We start from the raw sequence: 17,659 nt of genomic DNA, 5'->3' as shown, positions 1-17,659 counted from the left end.
ATGGTAATTCACCGCAAGCTGGCTTAGTCGATTACAACGACTTAGAAGCCAGAAATGGCACAAGCACACCGTTCGACCAGCTAGCCGCAGATGCCAATGTGGGGGCCAATCCAGACTTCAACTTCGTCTCCGGAACCGGCGCTCACGACGTCATTACCATCACCCGAAACGGTGCGATGGCCGATGTTTCCGTCACTGCCTTTGAGGAGAGCACCTACACCACGGCGATCACCGTTCCCGGCCTTGGTGGCACGTCATACAACTACAGCATCCCGCTGGACAAACCCATCCTGGTTTACGGCGGTACCTCAGATGACAACATCGAGATTGTTGGCGATTTGGGCGTGGACATTATTGTCGACGGAATGCTCGGGACCGACAACTTGTCGATTGACGCCGGGGGGGCAGCCGTTGGGAACTACGTTCCGAATGGCTTTGCCATGGGCGGTGTAGATCAAACCAATTTCTTTGGCAATTCACAAGTTACCGACTTCGGCGGACAGCTTAGCTATGGCAGCACCCAGATCACCTTTGGGAACTTTGAGCTGTCCAGTGAGGTAGTCATTGACGACGTTGGAACGTTTCGCGTCAGCGGCGGAAACGGCGTGGACAGTCTACGTGTGGATCGATCCGGCGCTGCAACTCGCGTGCAAGGAACGACCAATGGTGGCACCGGAGTCGTTCCTGTCTTGGCAACCAACACAATTGTTTTAGATGTCGAGACGATGGGCGGGGACGACACGCTGACCGTGGATTACGTCAACGGCAATCCCATGCCTGCCGGCGGGATTACGTACGACGGTGGCGGACAGACCAACGGCGACACCTTGATTGTTAACGATGGCACATTCACGACCATTCGTTCCGGTTACACCAATGCCAACGATGGCAGCGTCAACCTGGACGGCGATGTGATCACCTACACCGGGCTCGAACCGGTGTTGCTGAACGTGGGCACGGTCGCGAACGCGATCTTTAATCTGCCCGCCGGCGTCAATCCGGACGTATTGCTAGGCGACGATACGGCGACGAACTTCCCCGGTAACGGCCTGGCCACAGCCAATACGTCGGCGATCGATGGATCTACCTTCGAGTACACCTCGTTCACCAACCCGACCACGTCGCTGACGGTTAACGGCAATACCAGCGCCGACACGATCTCGATGATCAACCTGGACGCGGGCTGGACGGCGCCCACGATCAATCTCAACGGCGACAGTTCGGCCGATGAGATTCGTGTTGCGGCCACGCCCGCAGGCACTACGACAAACGTCGACACGGAAAGTGGCGTGCCACTGGATCTGTTGATCGTCGGAGCGATTGTGGGAAGCGGAGGCAACACTGCGACGGCGTTCGCTCAATTCAATACCGGCGTCAGCACCCTAGACTTTATTCTCGGCGATATCAATGTGGACGACGCTGGAACTGTGGGCGAGCTTTACGTCGATGATTCCGGCGATACCGATGCCGACGTGGTAACGTTCACCAACGCAGAGATCATCGGTGCCGCCCCGGCGACCATTGGCTACGACACCAACGGCGATGTCAACATCATCCAACTGGCGTTGGGAACCGGCAGCGACACGATCGATGTGCAGGGCACCGGGGCGGACGAGTTCAGCGGAGGCCGCACAACCATTTTTGGTAACTCCGGCGAGGAGGTGTTTACGATCGATGGGGACGGCCTGAGCGGCCGTAATACGTTCCAAGGCAATCAGGGCAACGACAGCTTTGAACTGAACATTACGACCGAACTGGGCTCGGCCGCTGCAAGCTATTCCCCGTTGTCGAACCTGATGATCGAAGGCAATGCTCCAGGCCTCGACTCCGAGAATCGCGATCGTTTAACCATCAACGACGACAGTGCTGCGGCGCGGTCGTTTACTTATGACTACCTGGGCTCCGCGGGCGACTTGGATCTCCGCGATGGTTTTTCGATCCCGGTTGGGGTCCGTACGATGGAGACGCTGGTCTTTAACTCGCTGGGACCGGACAACGACCTGGTTACCATCGAAGGCACCTCTGCGGACGACGATTTGACGGTCGCGCTGCGAGATAGCGATCGTGCGGCACTCGTCTTTTTGGGCGGCAGTCCGTACGTGAGCCTTCCTCCGGAATCCATCGGGGGCAGTCTTCCAGGAGTGGCCGGGGGTGGTACGGGCCCGGACCTTTCGATCCACGGCATCGGACCGGCCGGGATCGAGTTGGATGGCACCGGTAACACGGGGACGGTCGGACAAGGTAATCGCGCGATCGTCTACGCCGCGTCCGAAATGGACCTAATGACCGGCGGAACGCTGGACTACTTCGGCTTCGGGCCGGGCGTGCTGGTTCCCGGCTTCGGAGCCGGCGATGCGTTTGACGACATCGAAACCAACACCGCCATCGCCGACGGCGTGCGGGTGACCAATAATGCCAATGGTCCGCTGGTCGATGTTCGCCTGGCAGCGGCCAGCTTTGTCCAGGTCGGTCCGGCGACCAGTTCGCAGCGAGCGGCCCTGATCGTCAACGGTGGCGACGAAGCGATGGCTCAGCCCAATGGCGTCGCCGACGATTTTACCGCCCTGCCCTCGCCCGACTTCCATATCCAGCTGAACGGCAACCTGCCGGGATTGGCTTTCGGTCCCAACGGTTTGCCCGTCGGCGACCGCCTGACCCTTGCTTCGCCGGGCTCATTGAATGTGTTCAGCGACAAAGCCACCCCGCCGCTGGTCACCACCACCTTCGGCGCCGACGTCTTCGGCATCCGCGACAGCTCGATCGAGCAAGTCGTGCTGACGCCCGGCAACGGCAAGCTGAACCTGGTGGGCGACAACAACGAACCGGCCGTGGACCAAAACGACAACTTCGTGGTCGTCGGCCGGAATATCGACTTTCCCGGCGATGCCGATGGAGGCACGGGCGAAGGCACGCTGGAGATCAACGGCAGCACGCCGCGATTATTCAACGATGTTACGCACCTGAACGCCTTCGGTGACGACCAAAACCCACCGCCGGGCACACCCAGCGCCGGCAACGACATCGACACCTTCGAAATCACACCCTACGCCGACGACACCCCGCGCGGCTGGGGGATCGACGTGTTCTTCGATGAAGGCAACCCAACGGGCGTTGATGGTGCCCAAACCGACTTGATCATCTACAACACGGCCCTCGTCGGTGGGATGGTCAGCGAACACATCGAAGTCAAACCTTCGGGTCCGGACAACGGCGAGATCGTCGTCACCAATTCCAGCGACGGGTCGTTGATCGTCGACATCGACTACGTCGGCAATACCGATATCGTGATCAACGACAACGATGGGTTCCTGAACGATACCGACACGGTCACGCTGCATGGCACCGACGGCACGACGCCACAAACCAGCGGCAATGAAAACGTTTTGGTTGATTTCGATACAACCAATCCGCTGATTGTTCCCGCCGTCCGTGTCTTCGATGCAGATACCTCGGCCATCCTCTACCAAGTACGCACTATCACGGGTATCGAAACGGTCAATTTTGATCTAGGCGACGGCAACGACGACCTGCGTTTCGTAGGCCCCGCGTCGAACGTGACTCCTGGTTTCGACACCGTCCCGGTGCGTCACATTAACTACCGGGGCGGAAGCGGCGACGACCGTTTGCTGCTGGGCTTTCTCGCGAGTGAGCAGAGCGGTGTTTCGATCGATTTTGACGGCGGCAGCGGCCGGGATTCCATCGATGCCTCCGGAACGCCGACCGTTCCGGCCAGCTTGCTTGAATACACCATCGGCCACGACGAAGGAAGCGGCCAGATCGTCGCCAGTACGGGAGCTGCGCCACCGCTGTTGATCGACTTTGAGAACCTCGAGCCGATTACCTGGACAGCCAATACCGCCAACCTGGTGATCAATGCCAACGATGCGGACAACGCGATCAGTTACTCGCAAGGCCCCACAGCGACGCTTGGCCGCGTGGCCATCGACGGCTTTGAGTTAATGAACTTTGCAAACGCCACGGCGTTGACCATCAATGCCCTAGGCGGCAGCGACGAGATCAGCTTGAACAACTCGATCGTGCCCACGGGCCTAGCGTCGATTACGGTCAATGGCGGTGCCCCCTCGGCAGGCAGCGACTCGGTCGAGATCATCGGCACCCCGGCGGACGACACGTTTGCCTACACGCCCACCGCTGCCAACGGTGGGATCGTCACACAAGGCGGCGCGATCGCCATGGCCTATCTGCTGTCGGACGTGGAATCGCTGGCGATGGATGGAGTCGGGCAAGCCGCCTCCGATGCGATGACCGTGACCACCACCAATGCCACGATCACGCCGGGCAGCGATCCAGGTACAGGAGTCGTCGACCCCGTTTCCGCGATCGGCGAGCCGTTGCTGTCGGCCACGTATGCGGGCATGGAAGCGGCCACCGTCACGGGCACAACCGCGGTCATTCAGGGCACGGCCGAAGACGATACGATCGACGTCAGTGCCGCGGGAATCGTTACGGTCACCAACGAACTGGGCTTTGCCAATACGGTGGACGTCTCGGCCTTTACCGCCATCGTCATCAATGCGCTCGGCGGCGATGACGCGATCACGGTGGCGCCGAGCGCCCTAGCGGTCACCGTCATCGGCGGCGACAACGGCACCGGCAGCGATACGCTGGACTTCGCCGGGACCGGCGGAGCGGTCACATTGGACCTAACCGCCAAAACCCTGACCGAAGCCGGTTTGGGCGCGGTTGCCTACACGGGCATCGAACACGTCAACGTCGACACCGCCGGCGGGGCCTTTGCCGTGACGGGCACCGCCGATAACGACATCTTCTCCGTCACCCCGCTGGGCGCCGGCAACGATGGCCGCTTTACGCACAATCTCTCGCCGGGCATCGCTTTCACTTACGACGGCGCGACCACGGTCAACTTTGCCGACGTGGCCGGCGGCGGCGGTACCGATACGATCGAACTGCACGGTGACGAAGTGGTCGACACCGTCACCGCAACCGCTTCGACGATCACCATCGATGGCAGCACGGTCACGCTGGGCGCTGGCCTGGAAGCCTTGAAACTGCACACCCTGGGCGGCGACGACGACATCAACTTGACGGGCTTCACCAACGGCGGTGCGGCCATGAATGTCGAGATCCATGCGGGGATCGGCAACGATACGGTCCGCGGTTCCGACCTGGACGACGTCATCTACGGCGGCGCCGGTAACGACATCCTGATGGGCGGTCTGGGAAGCGATACCCAGCACGGCGAAGACGGCCGCGACATCTTCGGTAACCCCGGACTGGCTCCGAACGGTGTGGCCGATGATCCCGGCACCGATTACAACTTCGGCGGCGCGGGCGACGACAACTTTATCTGGGAACCAGGCGACGGCACTGACTTCAATCAGGGCGGCAACGACGGCGCCGACGTCTTCCGCTTCTTCGGTAGCGCAGGCGCCAACGCGTTCCGACTGGTCCCCGGCGGTACGCCCACCCACTTCAATGCCTTCATCGGCGGCACGCTGATCGACAACCATGGCGTCGAGGACGTGATCGTTCAAGGTCGCGGCGGCACGGACAGCTATCTGGTCGGCGACCTGTTCACAACCGAAGTGATCAACGTTCGAATCGATCTGGATGGAGCAGACGCCGAAGCCGTCAGGATCGAAGGCCGCCACACCGCCGACACGCTGCAAGTCACGCCCGACGGAACTCGTCTGAGCGTGCAAGGCCTGTCCTATGACGTCGCGCTCGATGACGCCACCACCGCCGACCGGTTGACCATCGCCAGCAACGCCGGTGGCGACACGATCCATGTCAACCAAGGCGTTGAAACCCTGATCACGACCGAACTGTTCGCCGGCGCCGGTGATGACACGCTGAGCGGCTGGTTCAACAGGGCGAGCGGTGAGGATGGTAACGATGCGTTCGTCGGGGCACCGATCGACCAGTCGATGGACGGCGGCGATGGCGACGACAGCTTCATCGGCAACGGCGGCACCGACGCCGTGGGTGCCGGGGCCGGAATGATCGGCGATGCGATCCACGTGCCGGGCACGCCCGGCGATGATGCGATCGACATCAGCTTGAACCCGGCCGGTCATTTGGTCGTCACCGTCAACGGCGACACCACCGTTTACACCGACTTTGTCGGCGGATCGATCGACACGTCGGGGATCGACCGTATCGTCGTCGAAGGCGGCCTCGGTGACGACACGTTGACCGTCGACAGTGTCAATGGAGCGATCCCGATTGCAATCCACTACGACGGCGACCAGGACTTCGATGCCCTCACCCTCCTCGGCGGCATGGCGACCTCGTCGACCTATTCGCCCGGCCCCAATCCCGGCCAGGGCCTCAGCGAAATCACGATCGGCGGCGTCACGCAAACGGTCTCGTTCACCGGACTCGAACCGGTGATCGACCTGGTTGGTGGTCCCTTGGTCGTCAATGCCAACCCAGCCGACAACGCGATCACCTACGACCAAAGCCCCAACAATGCGGCTTGGGGCCGAGTCACGATCGATCGGCTCGAATCGATCGAGTTCGCCAACAAGACGACGCTGACGATCAACGCCGGGGCCGGTGATGATGCGATCAGCCTGAACAATCCGGCCACCCCGACCGGCTTGACCGGCATCACGGTCAACGGCGGTGATCCGACCAGCGGCAGCGATCGGGTCATCGTCAGCGGAACCACGGGGCCGGACGTGATCGATTTCGCTCCCAGCAGCGACAACGACGCGATCATTACCGGCGCAGGCCCCGTCGCCATCACGCTGGACACGATCGAATCGGCCCTCATCGATGGTCAGGGGGACGGCGACATTCTGACCTACACTTCGCCGGCAGGTGGTGACAACCTGGTGTACCAGCCCGCAGCGACGCCCGATGCGGGCACGATCCGTGGGCATTCCCAAGCAGGCGTTCCCTTCGTCAGCTTCATGCCGCTGGCGTTTGCCGGCCTGGATGCCGACGGTTTGGTAACGATTCTCGACGCTGGTGGCGGACGCAACGACTCCGTGGAGATCCGTGGCACCAGCGACAACGACGTCTTCGACCTCGCCGCTTCGGGCGTGCTGGTCATTACCGATTCCGATGCCAATCGGCATACGGTTCCCATCGACCTTTCGGCCAGCGGCGCCGTGTTGCTGCATGGGCTCAGCGGCGACGATCTTTTCAATATTCCCGGCGACCATCTCTTCCCAGGCGTGTTTGGCGGTCCCGGCATCCTTGTCGAAGGTGGCAATCCCGGCAGCGGCAGCGATGTGTTGAACTTCACCGGCGCCGGGGCGACCGTGACGGTCGATCTGGGGCTGCAAACGGTTGCCGAAGCCGGATTCGGCGCGGTGGCCTACAGCGGCATCGAAACCCTCAATGCCGACGCCGGCGGCGTGGGTCTGAACGTGGTGGCCACCGGCGAAGACGACGACGTGACGGTGACCGTACTGGATGCAAACAGCGGCCGCCTCGAACACGGCTACACCATGAACCGCTTGGGCCAACCGCTGGCCGACCCAGCCGCACCGCTGGTCCGTTACACCAACACCGGCGCTAGCGCGATCAACGTCGACCTCGCCGGCGGCGAGGACACCCTGAACGTGGTCGGCAACGCCCTGGCGCAGACGTTCGACGTCGATGTCACGACCGGCACGGTCGCCATCGATGACGCTCCGCTGGCCGGCAACGACGGCACGGTCACCTACGTCAACAACGAATCGCTAGGCGTCTTTGGCCTCGAAGGCGACGACACCTTCGACGTCACGCCGGGCCAAATTCCGGTATTTATCGACGGCGGCGATCCCGTCGGCAGCTCGGCCGGCGACACGATCAACGTCGACGCAGGCGGTGCCGCGGTGACGCTCGAATCGGGACCAGAGAACGACGAAGGCGGCATCCTGGTCGCCGGTTCGGCCCGGATCAGCTACGACCACATCGAAGCTCTGGCAGCGGTCGCCGCGATGAAGGCCCTGATCCTCGGCACCAACGCCGACGACGACATCACCGTCATCGCCCGCGACGCGTCGACGTACGCGCTCGCCGACGGCGTCCAGGACTTTACGGTATCGGTGAACGCCGGACCGATGGTACTGTTCTTGGACACTCCGGAGCTGTACGTCGATGCGGCTGCCGGCGACGACGACATCGTGCTGCGAACCCCCGCCCCCAACGACGCTTCCTGGGACGTCGATGTGTACGTCGCCGGTGGCGCGCCCTCCGACGGCGAACCCGGTGACGGCGATCGGCTGGTGCTGGAAACCCCCGGCACCGACACGATCCTCTACACCCCCACCGGCAGCGATACCGGAACGCTGCTGATCGACGACAACAACGACGGCCTGGACGATGGCGTCAACGGCGGTGCGGACTCGTTGATCACCATCGGCCCCTTCAACGTGGTCTGCCCGGGACTGGATTACACGTCCGATCCCGGCGGTGTCGAGCGACTGGAGTACGACGGCGAAGCGGCCGGCGACAGCTTCTCAATCGTAGCCCCGGCCGGTGACGATACGATCACTCATACGCCTGGCAACGGATTCGACGAGGGTTCGCTGCGGGTCAACACGACCCTGGCCGTCCACTATCAAAACCTGGGCAGCGGCGCTGCGTTGACGGTGTCGGACACCGGAGGCACGGACAATTTGGTGGCTCACGGCACCGCCTCGGACGATGTGTTCGACGTGGCCGCGACCAGCGGAGCGATCTCGCTGGTCACGCCCTCGACCACTTTCCTGGCGCTGACCCAGACCGGCGTTGAAAATCTGAAGCTCGACGGCCTCGATGGCAATGACCGCTTCAACATCAACGCTCCGCAGCCCTACGCGGGGGTCGACGTGTTCGGCGGTGGCCCCGGCGGCAGTGACGTGTTGACGGTGGTGGGCGCAGCCGGCACGGATGAGGAATTCACGGTCACCCCGGCCTTCGATCGCGGTGACGGACAAGTCGATGTCGCCGGCGGCGGCGCATTGGCGATTCCCTACGTCGGCATCGAACACGTGCTCCTGCAAGCCAATGGCGGCGACACCGATAACTTGACCGTCAATGAGGACGCATCGGACAACCAGTGGACGGTCGATGCGGGACCGATCTTTGGCGACCGCATTCAAATCGACGACCGCGAATCCATCGACTTTGTTGGCTTCAACGACGTCACGCTCGACAACGGCTTCGGCAGTGATGTGTTCAGCATCCACCCGACCAATCTGGTCGGCTTGGACAACGAATTGATCGTACGGTCCGCGGGCAACAGCCAGGATGTGCTGTGCGTCGTCGGCACCGAAGCGGACGACAGCTTCACCTCGGACACCGACACGATCACCCTGGACGGCATCGACGTGACGGCCGGCGACACGGGCTTTGCCGAAGTCCGCGTCGAATCGCTCGGCGGCAACGACAGCATCACGCTGGCACTGGACTTGGCGGGCGTCCGCAAGGTCATCGATGCGGGTGCCGGGGATGACAACGTCGACGCGTCGGCCATGCAGGACGCGACGATCTTCGGCGGCCTGGGCGACGACATCCTCGTGGGCAGCCCGCTGGCCGACCTGATCTTCGGCGGCAGCGGCAACGACACGATCTCCGGGCTCGGCGGCGACGACACGATCGATGGCGGCGACGGCAACGATACGATCACCGGCGGCACGGGCAGCGACCGTGTGTTCGGCGGCGCGGACGCCGACCGATTGATCTGGAATCAGGGCGACGGCAGCGACCTGAACGAAGGCGGTACCGGCAATGACGTGGTCGTCTTCAACGGAGCCACCGCGGCCGAAGTGGCTGTTGAGGACTTTACGCTCAGTGCTCAAACCCCTGCCCTGGACAGCGTTCGCATCCTGCTCGATCGCACCCAAGGCGGCGTGCAGCTGGACATCGGCAGCGTCGAACAGATCGATATCGTCGGTGGTACGGGCGTCGAGAACGTCCAGGTCAATGAACTGACCCACACCGATCTGCAGATCCTGAACGTCGACAACGGCCCGGACGGGGATACGGAATCGATCCGCGTCGAAGGACGCGGGATCGCCGATGACTTGGCCGTGATCGGCCAACCGGGCGGACTGATCCTGGGCAACCAGCCCGATGTGGTGTTCGTGATCGACGTTTCGGGCAGCACCAGCAGTGGCTTTGCCGGCACGCCCGTCGGCGACCTCAATGGCGACGGTACGTCCGATACGATTCTGGACGCGGAAATCGCCGGCTTCATCCGGCTGAACCAAGAGTTGATCGCTCGCGGCTTGGGAACGGTCGCGGATGTGTCCATCGTGGCCTTTAACAGTACGGGAACGGCCATCGATCTCGATCCCGTCGCCCCCGGCGTGCAGACATCTACCACGCCCAGTGCCGACGCGGATGCCGATGGCGTGCTGGACGTCGAACAAGCCCTCAGCGGCCTGGTCAGTGGTGGCGGCACCGATTTTGAGAATGCCCTCGATGCTGCGATCAGTACCTTTACGACGCTGGGAACGACGCCGGGCAACGGCAACATGATCTTCCTGTCCGACGGTGATGGCGGCGGAGGAACCGCGGATGAAGTCGCCACGCTGAGCGGCATGGGTGTAAACATCAAAGCCTATGGCGTGGGTACCGGATCCAGCCTGCCCAACTTGCAGATCATCGATCCGGCGGCCTTCCAGTTCACGACCACCGACGAGCTGATCACCGCCCTGGGCGGCGGAGCCGGTGGCGTGGGAGCGGTCGCCCTCTCGGGTCCGATCAAAGTCACCGGACTGCAGTACGACGTCAACATCCTGCGCAGCAACACGACCGATGCGGATAGCCTGACCGTCGACGGCAACCAAGGCGATGACCTGATCGAAGTCGAAGACGGTGTCGAAGCGGTCATCGTCACCACGCTCGAAGGCGGCCTGGGCGACGACCACCTCAGCGGTGCGTTCAACACGGCCGATGGTGGCGACGGCGACGACTTCCTCCGCGGTTCGACCGGCGACCAACTGTTCTTCGGCGGTACCGGTGAAGACACCATGGTCGGCGGCCCGGGCGCAGACACCTTCGACGGCGGCATGGGCTTCGACACCATCCTGGTCGAAGGCTTCGCTTCGGATGATCGCATCGACGTGCGGCAGGACGATGCGACCACCTTGCGGCACGAAGTCGGCAATACGATCAACGGTTTCGATGGCGTCCTGGGTGGCGGCGGAACGGAAACCGACACGCTGGTGATCAACACCGTCGAACAGGTTCGCATCGTCGCCGGTGAAGGCGACGATACGATTCGCGTCGCTCACGATGACGCCCTGGTCGCCGCCGGGGTGGCGGCCGACATGCTGCGGATCACCGTCGAGGGCGGAGCTCCCGGGGCCAGCGATCGGCTGACCGTCGTCGACGATGGCGACGGCGACACCACGGTCCAACGCCTCGGCCAAACCGATGGCGAAGGCTCCTTCACGATGTACGCCTACCAAGGCGGCAACCCGGCCAACCCCATCATCCCGCTGCCACCGGTCGTGTACAGCGACGTCGAATACGCCAGCTTGCATCCGGTCCTGCCGGTCACCGGCGGCACGGGCGACGATGGCAATGGCCGCCTGTTCGTGTTCAAGTACGATCCCTTCGAACAGAATCAATCCCTGCCGACGGCGACCTTCCTCGGTGCCGACAGCGCCCTGAACCTGGATCCCAACATCGATCCCGGCGTCGATGCCGAATTCGGCACCCCCGGCGACGAGGACTGGTACCGCGTGGTGGCCGAGCGGACCGGCACGCTGGATTTCCAGGTCTACTTCCACCAGCAAGGTGCCCTGGCCAACGGCCGCGCGGGCCTGCCCGGCGCCGGCGACCTGGACATCGCCGTGTTCGATGCCGACGGCCTGGTCAATGGTGTCCCGCTGGCAATCGCCGGCAGCGGCGCCTTTGGCACCAACGACACCGACGACGACGAACGGGTGCGGATCCCCGCGGTCGCGGGCCAGACGTATTATCTGCGAGTGGTCGGAGCCGGCCTGCCCGCTGGCGATAACCTGAACGCCAGCGGAGCGATCAACGCCTACAACGTTTCGGTCGTCAACGATGCCCCGGCCACACCGTTCGACCTGGAACTGGCCGACAACCTGACGATCCTGACCGGCGACCAGGAAGTCCCCGCGGTGGCGACCAACGCCAACGGCACGGCCAACTTCCAGTACGACGCGGCGGCCAACACCTTTGATCTGGACCTGTTTGTCGCCGGCCTGGAACTGGCCGACACGACGGACGACCCCGAACTGCTGTTCGCTCACATCCACCGCGGTGCGGTCGGCGCGAACGGCCCGGTTATCGTGACCCTTTCGGCCGGGGTCGGCGGCTGGGTTCAAGAACCCTCCGGCATCCGGCTGCGGCTGGACGACGCACCGTTCTCGGGCGCCGCGGCCGACATCGCGGCCTTGCTGGCCGGCGACACGTACATCAACGTGCACAGCACGGCCAACCCCGGCGGCGAAGTCCGCGGCCAGATCGCGATCCAGAACGTGCTGGGCGTCAGCGACAGCGGCCGCAGCCAGTTCGACAACGTCACTCAGGACAATACGCCCACGATCCTCCTGCGGCTGGACGACGCTCTGCTGCTGAACGACCTGCCGGGCAATGCCGCGGGCACGCCCGGTGCCGCTCCGCCGGACGAAGTGATTTCGATTCCCCACATCGCCTCCACGGCCGCCAGTCCGGTGGGTCTGCCCGCGGGCTACCGCGTAGCGATCTACGACGAGACCGACACCCACAACCCGGTCCTGTTGGGCTTCGCCCAGCCGATCGCCGGCCTCAACGGTGTCTACTCCTTTACCTTTACCACGCCGCTGGCCGAGGGCAGCCATTTCATCAGCAGCCGCGTGCAGATGATCGACCCGGCGGACAACGATGCCGACAACGGCACCACGACGCCGGCCACCGGATTCGGACCGCGCAGTGTGTCGATGGAGATCATCGTCGACACCGCCACGCCGCCGGTCTCCTTCGGCGACGCGGCGGTCGCCGGCGATGGCCTACATCCCGACAGCGACAGCGGCGATGCGGCCCTGCCCGCCACCCTGGTCGACCGGATCACCAACGACACCACGCCCACCTTCTTCGGCCGCGCCGAAGCCAACTCGATCGTCCGACTGTACGTCGACATCGACGGCAACAGTGTGATCAGCCCGCCCGATGTGTTGATCGGCCAGACGGTGGCCGTCCCGACCGATGGCACCAACCAGTCGCCCAATGGCGAGTGGCAGATCACCAGCACGGTCAACATGAACGACCCGAATCGCTTGGGCGTTCTGGGCGTGGACGGCGACCGCAAGATCCTGGTGCAGGCGGAAGACCAGGCCGGCAACCTGTCCGGCAACGGCTTGGCGTTTGAACTGGACATCTTTATCGATACCCGCGGCCCGCAGGTCACCGACGTGTTCATCACCGATCGGCCGGACTTCGACATCTTTACGCTCAAGCCCGATTCGCCCGAACCGACGCCGCGTGTGGACAGCCTGACGATCAACGTCCAGGATCTGCCAGACCGCGTAGCCGCATTCCTGTACCCGGCGATTTCCAATCTGGCCGTCGTTCCCAACGTCCTTCCGCTGGGCCTGGTGACGTTGGTCGGCGACCATTCGGGCGTCATTGCGGCCACCAGCGTCACGTTCACCTCCGATGGCGATTTGAACGCGCCCGGTGTCCAGCCGCTGGTGCCGGGTAATCCGGCCACCGGATTTATCACCATGCAGTTCGCCCAGCCGCTGCCCGACGATCGTTTCACGTTGACGCTTCTCGACAGCATCATCGACCCGGCCGGCAACGCTCTGGACGGCGAATCCAACGCCGCCGAACCGGTCGGCACGCCGCTGTTTCCTTCCGGCGACGGCTTGGCCGGGGGTGACTTCGTCGCTCGCTTTACCGTCGACAGCCGTCCGGAAGTCGGCGTGTGGAGCCAGGAATTGGTGTACGTCGACATCAACGGCAACATGGTCTGGGATCCGGAAGGAGAAGACAACGACGCAACCAACCGCGACTTTATCTATCACTTCGGCACCACGACCGACGCCTACTTCGCCGGCAACTTTGCCGCCGCCGGTGCGGCGACGGCCAGCGGCTTTGACAAGATGGGAACCTTCGGTCGCTTTAACGGCCAGTACGAGTTCTTCATCGATACCGACGACGACGGCATCGGCGACACCGTCGGCGCGATGTTCTTCCAGGTCAACGTGCTGCCGGTCGCTGGCGATTTCGATCCCGCGCATCCCGGCGACGAAATCGGCGGCTTCGACGGCCAGAACTGGTACCTGGACGTCAACGGCGACAACATGATCGACGGCACCGAGCGTTTTGCTACGGAGCTGCGTGGGATCCCCGTGGTCGGCGACTTCAACGGCGACGGCAACGACGATCTGGCCACGTTCAACAACGACACCGGCCAGTTCCAGTTCGACCTGGATCGCGACGGCACCGTCGACGACACGCTATCGTTCTTCTTCAGCGGTTTTGGCGAAAAGCCGGTCGCCGGCGACGTCAACCTGGACGGCATCGACGACATCGTTCTGTGGGTTCCCAACCGCGACGGTCAACTGCCCCAGCAATCGGGCGAGTTCCACTTCCTGGCCTCGGACAATCCGCCCGCCTTCGGTGCCCTGCCCGTCATGCCGCCGGCGGTCAACGCCCTGCCCAGCGACGTGTTCGACGACTACAGCCCGGCCCCGCTGGGCAACGACCTGATCTCGCAGTTCGGCGACGAATTCGCCCTGCCGATCCTGGGCAATTTCGACCCGCCGGTCGGCGACGTCACCCCGCTGGACACGACCGGTTGGTTCACCAACCTGGACAATCCGCTGGACGTCGACGGCAGCGGCGACGTGACGCCCTACGACGCCCTGTTGGTCGTCAACGCGCTGAACCGCGGAATCACCTCCGCCCAGCCCTCCCAGGCCCTGCGCGTCCAGCAGGCCTTCGACGGTCACTTCTTGGACGTCGACGGCAACCGCCGGATCGATCCGACCGATGTGCTGCAGATCATCAACGACCTGAATCGCCGCAGTCGCGGCGGCCAGGGCGAGGGCGGTCAAGCGGAAGCCGCTGTGGGAACGGCCGCCAGCTACGCCGCAGCCGTCGACGCGGTCTTCGCCGACGACGAAGACGAGGACGAACTGCTGCTGGACTGGGCCGACAACGACGCCTTGCGCAGCACGCTGTAAGGCGAGGTTGTGTAAGACGGGAGGCTTGGAGGCGCAACAGTCCCCGCTACCCCGGGTTCGCACCCGGGGCTACCACATGTCGTCGCTCCGCGACTTTCAATGGGTGGGGTGTCGCCGACCTGGGATTTGCATCCCAGGCTATCGACGGTCGTTGCTTCGCAACTGGCAATCGCTTGCGATCGCCCGCCGGCAAACTCGGCTGCCTGAGGCGACCTCCATGCTCGCCTCACACCCGGCGGTCCTGCTGGCCGTCGCGGTAGGTGACGCCGTACAGATCGCCGCGGCGGTCGCGCCAGTTCTGCACCGCCCCGGTCTGCCGGTGCCGCCGCAGCACCTCCAGATCGACGTCGTGGATGATCACCGTTTCGATGTTGGGATTCGCCTCGGCACCGATCCCGTCGCGGGGAAACACCACATCGGCCGGAGTAAACACAGCGGTCTGGGCGTAGTGGATGTCGGCGTTTTCAACAAACGGCAGATTGCCCGTGCATCCGGCGATCGCCACGTAGACATGGTTCTCGATACAGCGCGCCTGAGCACAGGTTCGGACTCGCACGTACCCGTGACGCGTATCGGTGTTGAAGGGTACGAACAGGATGTTCGCGCCCTTGTCGGCTGCGATGCGGCTCAGCTCCGGGAACTCGATGTCGTAACAGACCTGGATCGAGATCGGCCCGCAGTCGGTGTCGAACACCTCGATCGCACTGCCTCCCATCACTCCCCACCAACGCCGTTCGCTGGGGGTGATGTGCAGTTTGTACTGTTTCTCGATGCTGCCGTCGCGGCGAAACAGAAAGGACACGTTGTACAGCCGGTCCTCTTCGACGACGAACTGCGAACCGCCGATCAGGTTGCAGTCAAACGTGACGGCCAGTTCGGCGAACAGCTCCAGGTACTGCGGCGTGAACTCGGCCAGGGTGCGAGCGGCCATCCCCGGCCGCTGGGCGGGCAGGCACGACAGCAACTGGGTCGTAAACAGCTCGGGGAATAGCAGAAAGTCGCACTTGTAGTCGCCGGCGACGTCGACAAAGTAGCGAGCCTGTTTGGCGAACTCGTCAAAGTTCGCTACGGGCCGCATCTGGTACTGCACCGCGCCGATCCGCACCGGCTGGACGTTGCGGCGGAAGCGCCGTCCCTTGACCAGACTGACGTCCAGATTCTTCCACTCCAGAAACGTCGCATACCCGCAACTCTGCACGTCCGAGGGCAGGTAGTTGGGGATCAATCCCTGCAGGGCAAAGCCGTTGGCGATCTGAGCGGTCAGGACCGGGTCGTACAGTGACTTGTTGATCACCCGCTCGACGTACTCGGTCGGTTTCAGCTGGTCGGCGTGCTTGTGGTAACCCGGGATCCGGCCGCCGATGATCATCCGGCGGATGCCCAGCCGGCGGCACAGGTCTTTGCGATAGTCGTACAAGCGCCGCGACAGCCGCATCCCCCGGTACTGCGGATCGACCATCATTTCGATCCCGTACATCGTGTCGCCATCGCTGCGATGGTTGCGGATGTAGCCGCCATCGGCGGTCTTCTTCCAGTCGTGCCACTCGAGGTCGTCGTCGTAGTTCAGCAGCAAACTGCTGCTGCTGGCGACGACATGCCCGTCGAACTCGATCACCGCCTGACCCTCGGGAAAGTGTTCCAGCTGGCTCTCGATCTGATCGCGTCCCCAGGGTTCCATGTCGGCAAAACACTTGTGCTGCAGGGCCACCAGTTCCGGGTAGTCCTCCAGCCGCATCGGCCGCACGACCACTTCGGATTCAAAGGCACTGACATCAATTTCCGGCTGCATAAAACGTCCAATCAGGAAGGGGGTCGGCGGGGCCTGCCGCTTGGATTCGGGCAAGTCGCGTCGACCGCGTAGAACAAGGAGATGACGGCAAATGGGCCATCCCCAATGGTCGCCATTCGTCCAAGCTGAAAATTTCTCGACCAGTCAGCGACCACCTGGGTTTACGCTAGCATTCGCTGGCTCACGTCCGCACCCTGCGAAAATCGGCAAAAAACGCCGGTTTGTCTAAGGTTTCGCAAACTCTAGCAATTTTGCTGCCAGTTTGGCCCACCACTTGCTTGACTTGGCGAGCCAGATCGCGGCACTGCGGTGCCGGATCCCTGGCAACGGCCAATACTTGAGTCTTACTTGTCCTCAAAACACACGGATGGAACCATGTTGATTCTCAGTCGCAAAGCAGGTGAAACGATCCAGATCGGCTCGGACGTCGTCATCAAAGTCACAAACATTCGTGGCGGACGCGTGCAGATCGGTATCGAAGCACCTCAGGAAGTGGCGATTCGCCGCGGTGATTTGGAACCGCTCGACAAAGCCGCCCGCGAACAGGGTGCAATCAACCAGGCTCCTGCCAGCAAGCGGCAAGCCGGACTGAAGAATCACGCCCAGGATGCCGCCTAGAGGGGTATCCTTGCTGGCGTTCGAAACGGCAGCGACGCAAGCTATCGCGGGTTACGCTTGCTGTCGCCTGTCGCGGCGTTTGGGGAGGGCCGATCTCGCCAGAGATTGGACCGAGCGGTTGGACCGAGGCGGCGAACCAGGT

At 63.2% G+C, this 17,659-nt stretch carries 3 protein-coding genes; 2 read left to right on the top strand and 1 reads right to left on the bottom strand.

The genetic code is table 11. The features are described from left to right. Positions 1 to 176 precede the first annotated feature (176 nt). Positions 177 to 15,110, top strand: coding sequence for a CHRD domain-containing protein (locus GE027_RS04660; protein WP_237607275.1), 14,934 nt, complete (start codon positions 177 to 179; stop codon positions 15,108 to 15,110). A 226-nt stretch (positions 15,111 to 15,336) separates the two neighbouring features. Here the strand turns inward: GE027_RS04660 and GE027_RS04655 are convergent, their stop codons facing one another. Then, on the bottom strand, positions 15,337 to 16,899 hold the full coding sequence (locus GE027_RS04655; protein ID WP_153556014.1) for a bifunctional GNAT family N-acetyltransferase/carbon-nitrogen hydrolase family protein: 1,563 nt from the start codon (positions 16,897 to 16,899) through the stop codon (positions 15,337 to 15,339). Positions 16,900 to 17,274: 375 nt separating this feature from the next. Between GE027_RS04655 and GE027_RS04650 the strand changes: the two genes are divergently transcribed. Further along, positions 17,275 to 17,517: a carbon storage regulator gene (locus GE027_RS04650; protein ID WP_153556013.1), complete on the top strand. Its 243-nt coding sequence runs from the start codon at positions 17,275 to 17,277 to the stop codon at positions 17,515 to 17,517. Positions 17,518 to 17,659: the final 142 nt, after the last annotated feature.

Source organism: Roseimaritima sediminicola, assembly GCF_009618275.1.
Lineage (GTDB): Bacteria > Planctomycetota > Planctomycetia > Pirellulales > Pirellulaceae > Roseimaritima > Roseimaritima sediminicola.
This window is presented reverse-complemented; position numbering and strand designations above follow the sequence as displayed.